Source organism: Arthrobacter sp. B2I5 (assembly GCF_030816735.1).
Classification (GTDB): Bacteria; Actinomycetota; Actinomycetes; order Actinomycetales; family Micrococcaceae; genus Arthrobacter.
In genome coordinates this window covers 3,406,051-3,423,193 of sequence record NZ_JAUSYF010000001.1, presented here as the reverse complement: position 1 = coordinate 3,423,193, position 17,143 = coordinate 3,406,051, and the positions used below count along the sequence as shown (strand labels likewise).

The window sequence follows — 17,143 nt, the reverse complement described above, 5'->3', positions numbered from 1 at the left end:
GACGACCTTACCCAGCCGCGGAACCGCTGGCGCGTTCTGGGCCTCGGCGTCAGGAGGCTACGGAGCGGGGCCGGAGCCTGAGCGCCTGCATGCCGCCGTCCACAGCCAGGTCCACGCCCGTGGTTGACCCGGCGAGCGGGCTGGCCAGGTAGGTGATGGCTGCAGCGACCTCCTCCGGGCATACCAGCCGGCCGTGCGGTTGGCGGGCCTCGAGCGCGGCACGCTCAGCCTTGGGGTCTGCCGCCGTGGACAGCAGCCGGCCGATCCACGGAGTGTCAGCGGTGCCGGGGTTTACGCAGTTGACCCTGATCCCTTCCTGGAGGTGGTCGGCAGCCATGGCCAGGGTGAGTGACAGCACCGCGCCCTTGGTGGCGCTATAAAGGGCCCGCTGCGGGATCCCTGCGGTGGCCGCCACGGAGCAGGTGTTGACGATGGCAGCATGCGCCGACTGCCGCAGGTACGGCAGGGCGGCCCGTGAGACGCGGACCATTCCCAGCACATTGATATCGAACACCCGGTGCCACTCGTCGTCGTCGTTGGATTCAATGGTGCCCTGCGCACCCACGCCGGCGTTGTTGGCCAGGATGTCGATCCCGCCCAGTTGCCCCGCAGCCTCTGCCACAGCCTGCCGGACCGAGGCGTCGTCGGAGACGTCGCAGTGGAGTGCCGTGAGCCCTTCCGGTGCCTGTTCGGGGCGGAGGTCCAGAACGGCGACGGCGGCGCCGCGCTCCTGCAGCAGCTGGGCCGTTGCGGCCCCTATTCCGGAGGCTCCTCCGGTGACGATTGCCTTGAGTCCCGCAAACTCCATTGTTTGGTCCTTTCGTGGTTGGGCTGGCTAGCCCTGGAAGAATTCCTGGCGCTGGCGGCCGAGTCCGGCTACTTCAATTTCGACGATGTCCCCGACCTTCAGGTAGGGGAAGCGCCCGGACAGGGCCACACCCTCCGGGGTCCCGGTGCAAATCAGGTCTCCCGGCTCAAGGACCAGGAACTGGCTGAGGTCGCAGATCACCTGGTCCACCCCGAAGATCAGGTCGCGGGTGGAGGAGTCCTGGCGGATATCGCCGTTGACCCAGCTCCGCAGCTGCAGGTCGCCGGCATCCACTTCGTCCGGGGTGACCAGGTACGGGCCGGTGGGGCAGAACCCGGCGCAGCTCTTTCCCTTGGACCACTGGCCGCCGGATACCTCCAGCTGGAAGGTGCGTTCGGAGAGGTCGTTGACGGTGACATAGCCGGCGATGTGGTCGCGGGCCTGTTCGGGGGATTCCAGGTAGGAAGTCCGCCGTCCAATGACCACGCCGAGCTCCACCTCCCAGTCCGTCTTGGTGGAACCGCGGGGGATCGCCACTGCATCGAACGGGCCGGCCACGGTGTTGGGGGCCTTGTGGAAGATGATGGGTACTGATGGGGGAGCGGACCCTGACTCGGCGGCGTGTGCCGCGTAGTTCATGCCCACGCAGATGACCGATGACGGCCTGGCGATCGGGGCGCCGATCCGGGCACCCTCAACGTCAATCTCTGCCAGTTCCCCCGCCGCAAGGGCCGCCGCTGCGCGCCCCGGCCCGCCGGACTCCCAGAAACCGGCGTCGATGTCCGCCGCCACCTGTTCCAGGGAGTAGTACTTCTTTTCGTGCAGCAGGACTGGTATTTCCTTGCCCGGGCTCCGATGCGTGCAAATTCCATGATTCTTCTTTCGTGAATTGGGGGTGTTGGCCTTCGGAAGTTATGTGATGAGGCCGCGGTGGCGCAGGTCATCCCAGAGCTGGTCCGGGACGGCCTTCGATGCCAAATCGAGGTTTTGCTTGACCTGTTCCGGCGTCCGCATGCCCAGGACCACGCTTGTCACGGCGGGGTGTAGGTACGGGAACTGGAGGGCGGCCGCGGGGAGTGTGGTTCCGTGTGATTCGCAGATGTCCGCGAGCAGGTTGGCGCGGTCCAGAAGCTCCTGCGGGGCGGGCTGGTAGTTGTAGGTGGCATCGCGGGCCGGTCGGTCCTTGGAGAGCAGGCCGGAGTTGAAGACCCCGACGTTTACCACTCCCACTTCCCGCTCAAGGCACGCCGGCAGCAGTTCCTGCGCTGCTCCCTGTTCCAGCAGCGTGTACCGGCCGGCCAGCATGATCACATCGATGTCTGTTTCCGTGACGAAACGGGCCAGCATTTCGGATTGGTTCATGCCCGCGCCCCACGCGCCGATGACGCCCTCGTCGCGCAGCGCGGACAGTGTTGGCGCCGCACCCTCCACCGCTTCGGTCCAGTAGTCGTCCGGGTCGTGGATGTACACCACGTCGATCCGGTCAGTCCCCAGCCGCTGGAGGCTCTCCTCTATGGAGCGCAGCACTCCGTCCCGGGAATAGTCGCGGACCCGGGCCAGGTCGTCGGGAACGTCGAACCCCTCACTGTCCTTTCCCTTCGGGGAGGGATTGGGCCGGAGCAGGCGCCCCACTTTGGTGCTGAGCACGTAACTGTCCCGGTCCAGGCCCGCAAGGGCTTTTCCCAGGCGGTGTTCGGAAAGTCCCAGCCCGTAGTGCGGTGCTGTGTCGAAGTACCGGACGCCACCTTCCCAGGCTGTGTTGACGGCGTCGACCGCCTCCTGTTCCGGCACTGGCCGGTACAGGTTGCCGATGGGGGCGCCACCGAACCCGAGGACGGGCAGGCGCACTGCGGTGCCGGGGATGGTGCGGGTTTCTGTTTGCATGGTTAGTCCTTCTCCTCTTCCGTTTTTTCCGGACCTCGGACAGCGTTCAGCCGGTAGAAGCGAACTGCGGTTCCATGTGCCAGGCCCTCGCGCTCGCTGGCTGATGCCCCGGCCATCGCCTGCTCCACGGTGGTGATCCAGTCCTGGTACCCGGCCGGGTCCATGAGCGAGACAGGCCAGTCGCTGCCGATCATGCACCGCCCGCCCCCAAAGAGGGCCAGGGTTTCCCGGATGAAAGGCAGGGCCTGCGGCGCAAGTGGACGAGTCGGGTCGGCTTCCGCGCCCGCCCCCGAGATTTTCACGACGACGTTGGGCTGCCTGGCCAGTGCACGCATCGCGCTGCTCCAGTCGCTGAGTTCACCGGCAGCAATGGGTGGCTTGCCCATATGGTCCAGCACGATGCCCAGCTCCGGTACCCGGGCAGCAAACTCTGCAAGCTCCAAAAGTTGGGACGAGCGGACGCAGGCGTCAAAGGTAAATCCAACCCTTCCTGCCCGGCGGGCTCCAGCGAGAGTTTCCGGTGCCAGCATAAAACCGGCCTCCCTGTCCTGGAGCAGCTGGCGTACCCCGCGGACCAGGGGCCGCTGACGCAGCTCGTCAAGGTCACGGGACACACTGTCCCCGCGGCTGATGGAAGCGAAAGCCACAACCGCCGCCAACTCGGGCCAGTCGGCCGCCAAGCCGGACACCCAGTCAACTTCCTTCAGAGCCTGGTCATCACGGCAATCGGCCTGCACAAAGACGGACCGTGTCCCGGGCGGGTGCGGAAGTGCCTGTGGAAGGAATGGCCGGTTCAGCGCGGGAACGCCGTTCAACCAGTCGTAACGGTGCAAGGCCGGGTCCCAGACATGGACGTGTGAGTCAACTAACTGAAGCAACTGCCGGCCCTCATGCTGTTTCGTCTGGCCGGACCCCGATGGTCAGCAACAGGTTGGCGTAGTGCCGGGTGTCCCCGCTGGCGATGACGACGGCGACATTCGGCGACCGCGCGGCCTCGTAAAAGTCGAAGCGCTGGTGGGAAGTGATGGGAACCTGTGTGCCCAGTGCGCTTTCGTAGCCTTTGACTGCCTCTGTCCAGTTTCCGTCCGGGGGTGCCATGACCGCGGCGGCTTCGAGCGGAACGGCATCGATCAGTACTTCCAGGATCTGGTCGATGGTCAGCAGGCCGGGCCTCAGGTTCAGGGATATCCGCTTGGCAGCCGCCGGGGCGCCGGTATTGTGCGGGTAGTTGGCGTCCGCCAGGAGGATCTGCGAGCCGTGGCCGGATTCGGCGAGGGCCGCCAGCAGGCCCGGGTGGGTGAGGGTGTAGTTGATCATGCTTGTTCCCCTACCCTTTCCATGGGGTGTGCCAGCGGTCATCTGATGTATTTTGGAGTATTGGATGAGATTATAGGCAGAAGCAGGTTCTTCCAAGTGATACATCTGATGAAAGTCAATTATGCTCGTCGGAGTACTAGGAAAGGCGGCTGCCGTGAGCAACGGCAATTCCATCGGGTCGATGTCCCAGACAGACGTCGTGATTTCAGGCGTGAAACAAATGCTGTCCTCCCGGCGGCTGCGGCCGGGCGACCGGTTGCCCATTGAGAAGGACCTGGCAGCGGAATTGCAGGTTTCCCGGGGCTCCCTTCGGGAAGGCGTGCGCGCACTGTCCACCATGGGCATCCTGGAAACCAGACAGGGTGCCGGCACCTTCGTAACGCGGCTGGAGCCGTCGGCCCTGCTGTCCGCTATGGAATTCTGGGTAGGCCTGCAGGATGGAGAGCGGGCGAATCAGGTGCATACAGTCCGCCGGGCCCTTGAAACGGAAGCGGCAGCGGCGGCGGCGGTGTGTATCGACAGCTCCCAGCTTGATCAGGCCGAAAATATCTTGGGGCGGGCGAACGCTGCCATTCAGGCCTCACCCATCGACCATGCCGGCGCCATGCAGTGTGACATCGAATTCCACCGGCTCATCGCGGAGGCTTCAAGGAACCACGTGCTGTCAGCGCTGATCGAGACCGTATCCACGAACACGATTCGCGGCCGGATGTGGCGGTCCATCCATGACGATGAAGGCCTGGCGGCCACGCATCGGGAGCATCTGGGAATCCTGGAAGCGCTGCGGCAGCATGACGCCGACAGGGCCAGGACCCGCATGGCAAACCACCTCTATGCGGTGGAGGACTACATCTCGGCCCTCCCTGATCACACATCATCCTTCAGTGGTACTTCCACCGTGCCGAACGTTTCGAACCAAGAATTGGAGTGATCTAATGACCGAGCCGTTGGCCACCCGCGAAGACTGGAGCAAGTTGTCCCGGCCCGTTCCGGAATGGTTCCAGAACGCGCCGTTCGGCATCTTCATCCACTGGGGCGCCTACTCCGTTCCCGCCTGGGCCGAACCCATCGGCGCCCTCGGCACCATCGAGGACCGCGAATGGTTCACCCACAACCCCTACGCAGAGTGGTACTACAACACCATCCGCATCGACGGCAGCCCGGCCCAGCAACACCACGGGGACGTGTTCGGCGGCGAGGACTACGATGCCTTCCTGGACCAGTGGAAAGCAGAACAGTTCGCTCCGGCGGAGTGGGTAGAGCTGTTCAAATTCGCCGGGGCCGATTACGTGGTGCCCACTACCAAGCACCATGACGGCATCGCGCTCTGGGATGCTCCGGGAACAGGGGAGCGGAACACAGTCCACCCCGGACCCCGCAGGGACCTGATCGGCGAGATTGCCCGGGCCGTGGATGACAAGGGCCTGAAGCTGGGCCTGTACTATTCCGGTGGTCTGGACTGGCATGTGCGCCCCTTCCCGCCGCACGTCACCAGCGAAAGCGTCCACGACACTTCCCGCCCCAAGGACGCCGGCTACGCCGAATACGCCTACAACCACGTGGCCGACCTGGTGGATAAATACCGGCCCCATGTCCTGTGGAACGACATTGAATGGCCCGACGCCGGCAAGCATTTCGGCGAGAACGGACTCGGAACCCTCTTTGAACAGTTCTACGCAGCGGTTCCGGACGGCGTGGTGAACGACCGTTGGGGCGCCACCCATAAGGACTACGCCACCAGCGAGTACGAAGCGGCCAGGGAGTCCGAGTCTGAGTCCGAGTGGGAGAACTGCCGGGGCATCGGATTCTCCTTCGGCTACAACCAGGTGGAAGGTCCTGAGCAGTCGCTCACCGGCCAGGAGTTGGCCCGGCACCTGACGGACGTCGTTTCCCGTGGCGGCCACTTCCTGCTGAATGTCGGGCCGCGGGCGGACGGAACCATCCCCGAGATCCAGCGCCAGGCCCTGACCGACCTTGGCCACTGGATGGCAACCGCCAAGCAGTACCTCGTGGGTGCACACCCGCTGGAGAACGCTCCAGTGAATGACCGGGGGGACGTCTGGGTCCGCTGGGTTGAGCGTGGTTCTGAGGTGGTTGCCTTTGTTGATTCGCTCAACGAGGGGCATGAAGCCGTGCTGAGGCTCAGCGGGGACGGGCGGTCAGCAGCCGAAGCGTCTGTCGAGGGTCCCGGGGGCAGCCTGAGCATTAATGGCCAGGAACTGAAGGTGACCCTGGATGCGGCCCGCCCGGGGCCGGTCATCGTGCGCATTCCGCGCCGATAGCCACACCAAAGGTTCGACGGCGGCGGGCAGTACGCGCCGCCGTCGAACCTTTGGTGGGGGAGCCTCAGGTGTACAGCAGCGAGCCGGGCGTGGTGAGCTTTTCTCCGGTTTCCAGCCACGTTTTCAGGCCGGAAAGGATCATCGGCCAGCCGCCGTAGAGCTGTTCGTTGGCGCCCTCGCGCAGGTCGCTGTGGGTGACGGTGAGGTGGCAGGAATCGCCGACCGGTTCGATCTCCCAGGTGATCGTGGAGGTGCCCTCGGCCTTGACGTCCTCGCCCCACAGTGCCCGCATTGACTGGACGAGGCGCCGCGGCGGATCGACCTCAAGGTTTTCGCCTTCGCCCAGGGGCGCACCCGCCTTCGGGTTGCCCATCACGAACCGGCCACCGGGGGACCAGTCCGCCTCGATGGTGTTCCCAAACTGGTACTTGCTGCGGATATCGCTGTTCGTGATGGCTTCCCACAGCCGTTCGGGCGTGGTCTTGATGTAAATCTCGAAGATCTTTTCCATGGGACTTTCCAATCTGGATTTGAGGTCGCTGAGGGCAGCGGCCCATGGTTCTGCGTATTTGCTGACCCAGCGGTCGTGGACCAGGCGGATGGGGACCGGATTCAGGAAGTGCAGCTTTTCACGTCCCCGACGGCGGGTCACCACCAGGCCTGCGTCCTCCAGGATGCGGAGGTGCTTGGCGATCCCGAACCGGGTCATGTCGAACCGTGCTTCAAGGGCGCTCAGGGTCTGGCCGTCCTCGCGGAACAGCTTGTCGAGCAGGTCCCGGCGGGTGGGGTCGGAGAGTGCCTTGAACACGTCGTCCATGCCAGCAATGATAGGTGACTGAATGGTCACATATCAAGGGTTTGCCGCCGTCCGATCAGTTGCGCGACGCCAGGTTCCTGTCCCGCTCCTCGAACACCTCGTCGCCGGGACCCGTGAAGGCCCGGGACCGCTCCACTGCCTCGATGGAGCCGGTGAACAACTGTGATTCATGCGGATCTGCGGGCGCGCGGTAGCCGTCGGCAGAGGGCGAACCCAGCCCGCGCAATGGTGCCCTGCGACGGTTGGCGGTGCCGGCGTCGTCCGTTGCCTGCTCCCAGCGCTGGTGGGGCAGGGCTTCCGGATGGTGCTGCTGCAGGAACGTGACCATGGTTTCGCGGACCAGGCAGCGCAGGTCGAAGAGCGCGGCACTGTCCGCCGCGCTGACCAGGATCCGGACCCGGACAAAACCGCCCGTGGCGTCGGTGATCTGCAGGACGCCCACCCGTTCGTCCCACAGTCCGGTTCCGGCGAGGACGCGGCGCAGTTCGGTGCGCATGTCCTCCACGGGGGCGCGCCAGTCGAGGTCGAACTCCACCGTGCCCATCACCTCGGACTGGCGGCGGGTCCAGTTCTCGAAGGGCGTGGTGGTGAAGTAGGTGGACGGCAGGATGAGGCGGCGGTCATCCCAGAGATGCACCACCACGTAGGTGAGGGTGATCTCCTCGATCCGGCCCCACTCCTTTTGCACCACCACCACGTCGTCCACCCGGATGGCATCGGTGAACGCCAGCTGCATGCCGGCGAAGACGTTCACCAGGGACGTCTGCGCGGCGAGGCCGGCAACGATGGAGATCACGCCGGCTGACGCCAGCAGTCCGGCGCCCAGTGCCTGGATGGCCGGGAAGGTCAGCATCGCGGTGCCGGCGGCGAGCACCACCACCAGCGCCACGGCGATCCGGCGTGCCAGGATCATCTGCGTGCGCAGCCGCCGTGCCCGCCGGTTGTCCGCCACGTCCACGCTGTGCCGGTTCAGCACCACGGCTTCCACGATGAGCAGTACTGCGGTGGCCAACCAGGCCACCGCACCTATGAGCGCAATCAACAGGAAATGGTCGACGCCGGCGTGCCAGCTTTCGTGGTCAGCCGTCAGCCCCAGCGCGGTACGGACGCCCGCCAGGCACAGTGTCAGGCGCAGCGGCCGGCGCGCCACCCGGGAGGTGGCCTGCAGCTCTGGCCGTTTCCGGTTCAGCCTCAGGACGACCTTGCGGAGCAGCCAGGACAGCGCCAGTCCGGCCACGACGGCAAGGACAGTGGCGATGAAGGGCAGGGCGGGATTCAGGACGTCTAGCATTCCTTAACCTTTACCAAGCCTGTTACCGGCCTTCGAAATCGGTGGACTGTGGCGTGGCGCCAAACCCTGTCGCCAAGGTTGCCGCTGGTGGGTAGCCTTGGGCCCATGCAGAAGATATCGATCGATGCGCTGGCCCGGCAGCAGCTCGAGGCCGCCATCGGCTCCACCAACGGCAGGGCTGCGGACACTGTGTACGGCGGCCACGAGAAGATCCTTCGCCAGACGGTGATGGCCATGACGGCCGGAACCCAACTGAGTGAGCACCAGAATCCGGGGGACGCCACCGTGTTCGTGATCCAGGGCTGCGTGAGCCTTCGCGCCGGCGGGGAATCCTGGCAGGGCAAGGTGGGCGACCTGCTCATCGTCCCGCCCGGCCTGCACAGTCTTCACGCGGAGGAGGACTCCACCTTCCTGTTCACGGTGGCCAAGTACCGCGACTAAGTCCCATCGATTGCTCCGCAATGGTCGTTTTGAGCCCTGAAAACGACAGGTATGGAGCACTCGATGGTGTTCTGCGCATAAAGTTCGACGGCGGCTGCCGGCTTTCGTTCCGAAGTCCCGCGGTCGTTCTGGATGCCTGCGGATCAGCGTGCCGTGCCTGGCTTGGCCTTGGAGGTGGGAGGCGTCGAGTGTGTGTCCGGCCGGTCTGCCGTCCCTTTGCCGCCGGCCTTTGGTTCGGTGGCATCGATGGCGGGGGCGGCGGCCCCGCCTGCCTCCGGAGGAGTGGCACTGCCGCGTGGTCCTGCGGCCCTGGTACCGGCCCCAGCCTCGCTGCCAACATCTGCCGGCACGCTTGTCGTGGCACTCAAAGGAACCTCCGGTGCATCCGCGCCCCGCTCGTGTAGATCCCGCTGTTCGGCATTAAACGGGGTGGCGGACTGAGCGGGTTCCGAAAGAGGAGCAGGCAAAGGCTCACGGATCAGCGCAGCAGGGGGCATGTCTGATGCAGGAACGGAAACCACTGCGGGCCCGGGCATTGGCGGTTTGGCGGGAAGGGTGGGTGCAGGAGTCGCAGGGGTTGGAGGCGAGAACCAGTCCATGACGGCGCTGACGCTTCCCCCAGCTTCACGGCGGACGTTCTCGTTTCCTGCCGCGGCGCCGCCGGCAATACCGAAGGAAGCGGCCACTGCGAGCGTAGTGATGACGACGTGCTTTTTCTTCCGGGGCTTGCCCGGTTCCAAACAGGTCACGTCGGCCGTTTCGGACCCTCCCAAAAGCGCCGCAAGCTCGGCTGACGGAGCGGGGACTTCGGAAACCCGGAGCGCCCGCAACTGCAGCAACGCTGTCCGAAGTCCCGGGTCGTCCGGGAAGCCTGCCTCTGCCAGCAGGACCTCGACGGATCGTTCGTCGTCTAGCCTGTGCTTCTGCCGGGCCTTGTCTTCAGCCGTCATTACCGTCCTCCCGTAATGGGGTACAGAGTTTGCGGAGGCGGGAGAGGGCCCGGCGCTGCAGTTGTTTGATCGCACCCGGGGTCTTGCCCATGATCTCCGTCGTCGTCTCAACCGAAAGGTCCGCCACGATCCTCAGCGTGATCACATCCTGTTGATCCTGCTGCAAATCACTCAGCAGCGCTTTGACGTTGCCCGAGCTTTCCACCGCCAGCAGATCGTCCTCAGCCGAACTGCTGCAGCGCGGGTCCTGATCGGGGTCGTAGTCCGTGGTGTGTGGCGTCTTCAGCCTGCGCCTGTGCTCGTCTACGTAGCGTGCATGGGCGATGGAGAAGACCAGGGACTTGACGCCCCTCATCCCGCCGCGCACGTCCCCAAGCTGCGGAACGAGGGCCAGGAAGACCTCCTGGGTCAGGCCCTCGGGGTCCTCAACGCCACGTGAGCGCAGGTAGCTGAGCACCCCGGGCGAGAATTCGCGGTAAGCAGCACAAAAGATGCTGTCGTCCGTCTCTCCGGACGGCTCTGCCTCGTGCTCAATCCTTTGCATCCGCCCCCCCTGCGGCAGACTTCCCTGCAACACTCTCCAGATTGGCTGCTGCGCCGGGACGGTAAGCCCGCCCCGGCGCAGCCGAACCATACGACAGCTACCGCTGGCCGTTGTTGGAGTGCTTGGCGCCGTTTCCGGCGTGGTGCCCGGCGCCGTCGGAGGAGGCTGCGCCCTGACGCTGCTCCTTCACCGGCTGCTGTTGCTGGTCCTGCCCTGTTGTGGCAGGCGAGTCGCCGCTCTCAGCGTCATCGCTTTCCGGAGCCGCAACAGTGGCGCAGTAAGCACCGACGCCATCCTCCCCGCCGGCAGCCTGGACCAAGGCGGTGTAGGCCGTGGACGTGGTGCTCAATCCGCCGTTGGTAAAGGCATTGCACAAACCGAAGGCCGCAGGGCCGGTGGCGTCAGGTCCCGCGGCCGTGGATGTAGGCGACGGCTCGGGGTCAGCCGTTTCCGTGGGAGCAGGTTCTGGTGACTCCGTTTCTGTTTCTGTTGGCGTAGGTTCCGGCGCTTCCGTCTCCGTTTCCGTTGGCGTCGGCTCCGGCGCCTCGGTTTCGGTTTCCGTAGGAGTTGGCTCGGGGGATTCGGTTTCCGTTGCCGTGGGGCTTGGCGACGGCGATTCCGTTTCTGCAAGGACGGACGGTGTGTCCGGCAGCGACTCGGCCATGGCGGCCACGCCCGTACCGCCAACCGCCAAGGCTCCTGCTGCAAGGACAGTCATGGCGAGCTTGTTACCCGAAAAAGTGAAGAAAGACATGAGACCCTCCGTTGACGAATTTTATGGATTGCGATCAACTGCGCGGGTTGCCCCGCACTTAGTGGATCGAAACCCCGGTCACAAAGGTTACGGGTTTGCGAAAAACTTTTGACTAACTTGTCATCCCAGCGCCCATCGATTGCTCCGCAGCTGCCGTTTTGGGCCGTGAAAACGGCAGCTGCGGAGCAATCGATGCAGGAATTAAGCCCGGTCCTTGACGCTTTCCTTGATAGGGCGGGGCTCCAGCCAGATGCGTTCGCGGGGGCCCGGCGGGTAGGCGTACCGCTTCCCGGCGAGCGTAATCACAAACGCGGCAACCACGGGTACCGCGGCCGCGGCCGGGACCAGCAGCGGGCCGCCCACCACCAGCGCCGCGGAACCGTACAGCGCACCAACGGTGATGCCCAGCTGGATGGTCAGGACCGTGAGCCCGTTCGCAGCCTCGCTGTACTCGCCGCCGGCCCGCAGGATCGCCGACTGGTTGTAAATACCGATCGCGCCCAGGCCGGCACCCCAAATGGTCATCAGGACCAGGGCCAGGGGCAGGTTCCCCACCGCGAAAGGCAGGAGGAACATCGATGCGGCGATGGCCGCCGTCGTGATCAGCAACGAACGGCGCGGCCGGGAATCCACGGTGAGTCCCGCAACCCAGATGCCCAGCAATCCGGACCCGCCCAGCACCGTGAGGGAGAGGCTGATGGCGTAATCCGGCAAGGCTGCCTCGCGAATGAAAGGCGCGATGTAGGTGAACAGCGCGAAGTGGGCCAGGACCAGCAGCGGCCAAGCAACGGCCACGGACTTCACGCCCGGCTGGCCGATGGCCTTGCGCAGGGACGGACGGGCGGCGTCACTGATGCGCTGGACGCGGGGGAGCAGCCAGAACGCAAGCACGGTCAGGAGCACGCCGAACCCGGCGAGCACCAGGAACGCTGCGCGCCAGCCCAGGAATCCGCCCAGTGCTGTACCCACGGGTGCGCCGATGGCCAGGCCCAGGCTGTTGCCACTGAACACGATCGCCAGGGCTTTGCCCACCTTGTCCGCCGGGACCACGCGGGATACGAACGGCGCCATGGTGGTCCACAGCAGCCCATGCGCCAGGCCGCCTACCAGGCGCGCGATCATCGCCGCGGTGAAATCCGGTGCCAGTCCCACCATGGCATTACTCAGTGCGAAGGTCAGGACCAGCCCCACCAGCAGGGCGTGCCGGGGAATCTTTCCCAACAGTCGGGCAGCCGGAACCACCGTGACGACGATGACGGCGGCGTAGGCGGCGGCAAGGTAGCCGGCCACCGGTTCGGAGACCCCCAGCCCGGTGCTGATCTGGGGCAGCAGGCCGGACGGCAGGAGTTCGGTGGTGATGGCAGTAAAAGCGATGGTGGCAAGGACCATCATGGCGGCATACGGAAAACGGGCAGGCACGGGCGCGGAAGTCGCGGAGGACATTGGGGGTGTGGATCCATTCAAGGGGGAGGGGCGGAATGCGGCGCTGCTCGCCTGACAATTCCTCCCTTAAATTTACCGGATCGAAGGGCCTGTCACGGACATGACACATTGCCCCGCTCCTGCTGTGCGGAGCCACCACACGGTCCCCGAACCGCCCCTCGCAAAGGATGCCTTACCGGCGGCCGAAGTCGGTGTCCGTGTACGAACCTGGCCGGACGGAATCAGCGGCCTGCCGGTTCCGTTGCCTTCAAGGTCTGGTTAAGGCGCGCGTCCAGCAGGCCTGCTGCGACTGCGGGGGCCAGGCCGGGCGCCAGCGGAAGGCGCGGGACCACAAGGCAGTGCCAGAGGTGGTAGATGTCCGCCTTGCCCGACCACACGGTGGACGTGACATTGCCATGCTCGTCGAGTTCCTGCTTCCAGGAACCATGCTCGTAGTCGATGAACCAATCGCGGGCGTGGTCCCAGATCCGCTCGTACCAGTCCGCATACTGCTTCTCCCCGGTGGCGATATACAGCGCTGCCGCACCTCCGATGGCCTCCGCGGGGACCCAGCGGATGCGGGTGGTGACCACCGGCTTGCCTTCCCAGTCCACCGTGTACACAAAACCGGGATTGCCGTCCGGCTGCCAGGCGTCGCGGATGGCGGCGTCGAACAGACCCCGGGCGTCGTCGAGCAGCCAGGCGGGGACGTCCTGGCCGCGGGCTTCGAGTCCGGCCCGGAGGTGGAGGAGCAGACGGGCCCATTCCACCCAGTGGCCGGGGGTTCCGCCGTAGGCACGGAACTGGCTTGCCCGGTCGTCAGTGTTGTATTCCGGCATCGGGTTCCACTCGGGGTCGAAGTGCTCGAATACCCGGTAGTTGTTGTTGCGCGCAAATTTGTGGATGAGCACCTCCGCGATGTGCAGGGCCCGTTCCAGCCATCGGTTCTCCCCGGTTACGTCGGCGACGATCAGGTAGGCCTCGACCGAGTGCATGCTTGCGTTGCCGCCACGGTAGGCCTCGGTTTCCGTGAACTCCCGGTTCCACGAGTCGAAGCACATGTTCGCCTCGTGGTCCCAGAACTTCGTGTCGGCTATCCGGAGCGCCTCGTCCAGTAATTGGCGGGCCCCCGGCCGCCCTGCGGCTACGGCACTGGCAGCGGCCAGGAGTACGAAGGAGTGCTGGTAGCCGGACTTCGTATCGTTCACGGGACCGTTCCCGTCCACCTCGGCGTACCAGCCCCCGAACTCATCATCGTGGAGGGGGCCGTTGAGCGCTGCGATGCCGTGGTCCACAAGGAGTGCAGCGCCAGGCCGTCCCATCAGTGCGGCCACAGCGAAACTGTGCGTCATCCGGGCGGTGATCCAAAGATGGGTGGGCTTATCCGCGAACACTTTGCCGTAGTTATCCAGCCAGCCGAATCCCGTGGGGACCTTGGAAGCCTCGGCGAAGTTAATTAGCCGGTCGGTTTCCGCCTCGAGCCATCGTGCGTGGGCGGCATTGTCGAGCCACGTCATGTTGTTTCCTCTTTCTTTACAGGTGCGGATGTGGGACGGGTGCAGCAATTCTCAGCCAACGGCGTCGAGCACGCCGCGGATGATGGTGGCGGCCGCTCCCAGGTACGCCAGGACGATCAGCAGGATCTGTGCGGCGCGGGCGGGAACGTGTTTGGAGGCAAGATCGCCGAGCACAAGGCCAGCCAGGCAGGCGACGGCCACGGCCACCCACATGGCCAACGGCAGCACGGGGAACGAGGCAGGTGCCGTGATCGCCTTGGAGATCAGGGAGAACGTGCCGATGGTGAAGAAGTACGGCTGCATGGTGGCGGCAAACGATTTGTGCTGCCAGCGGGTGGCAATGGAGTACATGCTGACGGCCGGGCCGCCCACGCCCGCCGCCGTGTTCATGAACCCGCTCAGGCTGCCGGCGGTCAGCAGGTAGCGGCGGTGAGCAGGCAGGGTGGCCGACTTGAGGACCAGCAGGACGGTCAGGCCGACGGCGAGGATCACGCCGATGGAGATCTCAAGGACCGCAGGTGGTATGAAACGGATCAGGATGGCCGCCGGAACGATGCCCAGGAGTGCCGAAGCCGTCAGCGCCCCATAGCGCTTCCAGTCGATGTCCCGCACCACCCGGAAGATGATGGCCCCCGCGGTGACGGCGCCGCACACGTTCACCAGCACCACCCCCTCCACCGGGCCCAGCAGCAGGACCAGGAAGGGCGCGGCCACCAAGGCGAACCCCATGCCCGTGACGCGCTGCATCCCGGCGCCCATCACGACGGCGCCCAGCACCAGTCCGGTTGTCAGCATTTAAGGTCGCCAGGCCACGTACTGGACCTCCTCGAACTCTTCGAGGCCCAGGCTTGATCCTTCCCGGCCAAGGCCCGACTGCTTGGCGCCGCCCATGGGGGCGAAAGCAACGGAGGGCAGGGGATCGTTGACCCCCACAATGCCGGCTTCGAGGCGTTCGGGGATATCCCAGCCGCGCTTGGGGCTGCTGCTCCATACGTAGGCGGCCAGGCCCATCTCCGTGGCGTTGGCCTTGCGGACGGCGTCCTCTTCCGAGGAAAAAGTGACGACGCCGGCCGCCGGGCCGAACACTTCCTCGGTCACCAGTGGCGCGTCGTCGGGGACGTCCGTGAGCAGCGTGGGTGCCATGAAGGTGCCCTGCCCGGGGACATCGGTCCGCTGCGTGACGCGCCGGGCGCCTCGGCTGATGGCGTCGTCCACCAGTGCCTGCACGGCCGATACCCGCTCGGCGTCGATGACGGGACCCAGATCGGGGACCGGTGCGCCGCCGTCGGGAACGCCGTGGCCGATGGTCATGGCATCAAAGCGGGCGCCCAGCTTCTGCGCGAACTCCTCCGCGATGCTCTCCTGGACCAGGAACCGGTTGGCGGCCACGCAGGACTGGCCGGTGTTGCGGAGCCGGCCCAGGACGGCACCGTCGACAGCGGCATCAATGTCCGCATCCTCGAACACAATAAAGGGCGCGTTGCCGCCAAGTTCCAGCAAGGGCCGGACGACGCGCTCTGAGGCCGAAGCCATGATTTGCCTGCCCACGCCCGTCGAACCGGTGAAGCTGACCGCCCTGACGGCCGAATGGGACATCAGGGCGGCGGTGATTTCACGGGAGGGGCCGTGGACCAGGTTGACCACCCCGGCGGGGAACCCGGCGTCGTGCAGGACCTCGAACAGGCCTGTGGCGGCCAGCGGGGCCTTCTCCGACACCCTGCCCACCACGGTGCAGCCTGCGGCCAGCATGGCGGCGAGCTTTCGGGCCTGGATGGAGACCGGGAAGTTCCACGGGGTGAGGCTGAGGGTCACACCGATGGGTTTGCGGGTGCTGAGGTGGCGGCGGCCGTGCAGCTCCGGCGGGCTGACGGTCCCGGTGGCGCGGCGCACTTCCTCGGCGAACCAGCGGAAGTACTCAACGGAAAAGTCCACCTCGCCCTGCGCTTCCGGGAGCCGCTTGCCCGCTTCGAGTGCCAGGGTGTGGGCGAGTTCGTCGCGGCGTTCTGCCAGGAGGTCGGCGGCGTTGCGGAGCAGATCCGCGCGGTTGCGGACCGTGGTGCGGGACCAGGAGCCGAACGCGTCCGCCGCGGCGCCGGCGGCTTTGGTGGCGTCCCCGGCGGAACCCCAGGCCACCTCGCCCACGGTGCTTCCGTTGCCCGGGTCAGTCACGTCCTTGGCGCCTCCGGTGGTATGCCAGCTGCCGTTAATGAGGTGCCGGGCTGATTTGAGATTCATGAATCGTGCCTTTCGTTGGCTGGAAGGGGACTGCCGCCAGCAGAGCCGCCCGTCGTCGTCGTACTCATCCCTTGCTCGCGCCGGCGGTGATGCCGGCAACAAAGTAGCGCTGCAGGAAGACGTAGGCGATCACCACGGGCAGGGATGCCAGGATGACTCCGGCGAACAGCAACGGGTAGTTGGTTTGGAACTCGCCCTGGAAGCTCAGCAGCGCCAGCGGCAGGGTGCGGTTACCCGGAGACTGGATGAACAGCAGCGGGTACAGCAGTTCGTTCCAGTGGATGACGAACAGGAAGATCGCGGCGGCGGCGATCGAGGGTGCCGACAGCGGCAAGGCGATGGAGGCGTAGGTCTTCCACGGCCCGCTGCCGTCGATGGAGGATGCTTCATAGAGTTCCTTGGGCAGTGTCCGCATGAACCCGCCCAGGATGAACACCGCGATGGGCAGCGTGGACACCACGTTGGCCAGGACCAGGCCGGCCAGGCTGTCCAGGAGGCCAAGCCGGCCGAAGAGCACGTAGAGCGGCACCATGTTGGCTTGCGCCGGGATGGCCATGCCCAGCACCAGGAACCCGAAGATGGCCCAGGCCATGAAGCCTTTCAGCCGGGACACGGCATATCCGGCCAGGCTTGCCAGGAACAGGGTCAGGGGTACGGAGATGCCGGTGACAATGGCGCTGTTCATGAAGGACGAGCCCAAGTTCTGGCCACCCACCACTTCTGCAAAATTATCGGGCGAGAGGGAGTGCGGCAGGCTGAACGGCCCGGCGAACAGCTCTTGGGTCGATTTGAAACTGCCGAACGCCACGACGGTCAGCGGAACGATGATGATGACCGCATAGATGGCCAGGATGGCACGGCGGCTTAGTGAGGCGAGCATG

17 protein-coding genes and 1 pseudogene are annotated in these 17,143 nt (G+C 65.6%); 3 read left to right on the top strand and 15 right to left on the bottom strand.

Annotated features, from left to right (window positions below; genetic code table 11):
* Positions 1–49 precede the first annotated feature (49 nt).
* The 5 genes and pseudogenes from QFZ60_RS15915 to QFZ60_RS15895 all read right to left on the bottom strand — a co-directional run bounded on the left by QFZ60_RS15915 (position 50) and on the right by QFZ60_RS15895 (position 4,009).
* Positions 50–808 (bottom strand): SDR family NAD(P)-dependent oxidoreductase, encoded by a 759-nt coding sequence (locus tag QFZ60_RS15915; RefSeq protein WP_307091711.1) that lies wholly within the window; start codon positions 806–808, stop codon positions 50–52.
* Positions 809–835: 27 nt separating this feature from the next.
* A pseudogene (locus QFZ60_RS15910) lies at positions 836–1,680 on the bottom strand (fumarylacetoacetate hydrolase family protein).
* A gap of 40 nt (positions 1,681–1,720) precedes the next feature.
* Positions 1,721–2,692 carry an aldo/keto reductase gene (locus QFZ60_RS15905; protein WP_307091709.1) on the bottom strand — a complete coding sequence of 324 codons (972 nt, stop codon included), beginning with the start codon at positions 2,690–2,692 and terminating at the stop codon, positions 1,721–1,723.
* Positions 2,693–2,694: 2 nt separating this feature from the next.
* Entirely contained in the window at positions 2,695–3,570 is an 876-nt protein-coding gene (locus tag QFZ60_RS15900; protein ID WP_307091707.1) for an amidohydrolase, read from the bottom strand.
* A 10-nt stretch (positions 3,571–3,580) separates the two neighbouring features.
* Positions 3,581–4,009, bottom strand: a complete 429-nt coding sequence (locus QFZ60_RS15895; RefSeq protein ID WP_307091705.1) for an RbsD/FucU family protein — start codon at positions 4,007–4,009, stop codon at positions 3,581–3,583.
* Between the two features lie 154 nt (positions 4,010–4,163).
* On the opposite strand from QFZ60_RS15895, the gene QFZ60_RS15890 reads away from it, so the two are divergent.
* Together QFZ60_RS15890 and QFZ60_RS15885 are read left to right on the top strand one after the other, a co-directional pair.
* Positions 4,164–4,940 carry a FadR/GntR family transcriptional regulator gene (locus tag QFZ60_RS15890; RefSeq protein ID WP_307091703.1) on the top strand — a complete coding sequence of 259 codons (777 nt, stop codon included), beginning with the start codon at positions 4,164–4,166 and terminating at the stop codon, positions 4,938–4,940.
* A gap of 4 nt (positions 4,941–4,944) precedes the next feature.
* Entirely contained in the window at positions 4,945–6,291 is a 1,347-nt protein-coding gene (locus QFZ60_RS15885) for an alpha-L-fucosidase (protein ID WP_307091701.1), read from the top strand.
* Positions 6,292–6,355: 64 nt separating this feature from the next.
* Here QFZ60_RS15885 and QFZ60_RS15880 read toward each other — a convergent pair whose 3' ends face one another.
* Together QFZ60_RS15880 and QFZ60_RS15875 are read right to left on the bottom strand one after the other, a co-directional pair.
* Positions 6,356–7,108, bottom strand: coding sequence for a metalloregulator ArsR/SmtB family transcription factor (locus QFZ60_RS15880; protein WP_307091699.1), 753 nt, complete (start codon positions 7,106–7,108; stop codon positions 6,356–6,358).
* Between the two features lie 55 nt (positions 7,109–7,163).
* Positions 7,164–8,399, bottom strand: coding sequence for a mechanosensitive ion channel family protein (locus QFZ60_RS15875; RefSeq protein ID WP_307091697.1), 1,236 nt, complete (start codon positions 8,397–8,399; stop codon positions 7,164–7,166).
* 105 nt (positions 8,400–8,504) lie between these two features.
* Here QFZ60_RS15875 and QFZ60_RS15870 point away from each other — a divergent pair, with 105 nt between their 5' ends.
* A complete protein-coding gene (locus QFZ60_RS15870) occupies positions 8,505–8,840 on the top strand; it encodes a cupin domain-containing protein (RefSeq protein WP_056331862.1) in 336 nt (111 codons plus the stop codon).
* A gap of 143 nt (positions 8,841–8,983) precedes the next feature.
* Here QFZ60_RS15870 and QFZ60_RS15865 read toward each other — a convergent pair whose 3' ends face one another.
* The 8 genes from QFZ60_RS15865 to QFZ60_RS15830 form a co-directional block, all read right to left on the bottom strand.
* On the bottom strand, positions 8,984–9,790 hold the full coding sequence (locus tag QFZ60_RS15865; RefSeq protein WP_307091695.1) for a hypothetical protein: 807 nt from the start codon (positions 9,788–9,790) through the stop codon (positions 8,984–8,986).
* Positions 9,780–10,334 (bottom strand): RNA polymerase sigma factor, encoded by a 555-nt coding sequence (locus QFZ60_RS15860; protein ID WP_307091693.1) that lies wholly within the window; start codon positions 10,332–10,334, stop codon positions 9,780–9,782. Before QFZ60_RS15860 ends, QFZ60_RS15865 begins: the two co-directional genes overlap by 11 nt.
* 97 nt (positions 10,335–10,431) lie before the next feature.
* Positions 10,432–11,088, bottom strand: coding sequence for a hypothetical protein (locus QFZ60_RS15855; protein WP_307091692.1), 657 nt, complete (start codon positions 11,086–11,088; stop codon positions 10,432–10,434).
* Positions 11,089–11,289: 201 nt separating this feature from the next.
* Positions 11,290–12,531: an MFS transporter gene (locus QFZ60_RS15850; protein ID WP_307091689.1), complete on the bottom strand. Its 1,242-nt coding sequence runs from the start codon at positions 12,529–12,531 to the stop codon at positions 11,290–11,292.
* A gap of 221 nt (positions 12,532–12,752) precedes the next feature.
* Positions 12,753–14,027, bottom strand: a complete 1,275-nt coding sequence (locus tag QFZ60_RS15845; protein ID WP_307091687.1) for an AGE family epimerase/isomerase — start codon at positions 14,025–14,027, stop codon at positions 12,753–12,755.
* Positions 14,028–14,078: 51 nt separating this feature from the next.
* Positions 14,079–14,822, bottom strand: coding sequence for a sulfite exporter TauE/SafE family protein (locus QFZ60_RS15840; RefSeq protein ID WP_142120211.1), 744 nt, complete (start codon positions 14,820–14,822; stop codon positions 14,079–14,081).
* Complete coding sequence (locus QFZ60_RS15835) at positions 14,823–16,262, bottom strand: NAD-dependent succinate-semialdehyde dehydrogenase (protein WP_307091685.1); 1,440 nt, start codon at positions 16,260–16,262, stop codon at positions 14,823–14,825.
* A 64-nt stretch (positions 16,263–16,326) separates the two neighbouring features.
* Positions 16,327–17,142, bottom strand: a complete 816-nt coding sequence (locus QFZ60_RS15830; protein ID WP_307091683.1) for a carbohydrate ABC transporter permease — start codon at positions 17,140–17,142, stop codon at positions 16,327–16,329.
* Position 17,143: the final 1 nt, after the last annotated feature.